Source organism: Nocardioides ginsengisoli, from assembly GCF_039537225.1.
Classification (GTDB): Bacteria; Actinomycetota; Actinomycetes; order Propionibacteriales; family Nocardioidaceae; genus Nocardioides; species Nocardioides ginsengisoli.
In genome coordinates, this window is record NZ_BAABAC010000038.1 from 1 (window position 1) to 604 (window position 604).

Consider the following 604-nt stretch of genomic DNA (forward strand, 5'->3'; position numbering starts at 1 on the left):
CGGTGGGCTTCGCCTACTCACCTGTGCGTTGCACGGTGAGAGCCATTAGCGTTTTGGGGGTTTCGCGTTAATCGCCAAAACGCAAAACCGCAGGTCAGCGAATTGTTTTCGCGCGAAAGCGTGAAAACACCAAAGCTGCAAAACAGGAAAGCCCAAATGCGCGAAAGCGCTAAGGCGATGAGCCCTCTTTCCGCGGGTGTTTTTGGTGGTTCTGTCGTGCTGGCCGGGGGTGGCCGGCCTCCGGTTCTGGAGCCGGTTTGCGGGTCTCCAGCTCGGGGGTGTTCGAGGGGTCGAGGACGGCCGTTTCAACCCACCTCCCTGGGGGTGAGCTTTTTCTCTATACGGGGTGCGTGTCTGGGAATGTGGTTACGGTGATGACATTGGGGCAAAAGTGGCCTCTGACCTGCGGGTTTGCCGTAACCACTTCCAAAACCATGGTGGTGACAGTGATGACAGCAGGGTTTGGTCGGCGGTGCCCGGTGCGGGGCATATGCGCAGGTCAGGGCCGGGTTTTGGGGTGTTCGAGGGGGTGTCATCACCCGTAACCACTCCGGGCCGGATGTGATGACAGCAGGCGGGTTTTGGGGCGGTTTGGACGCCACCG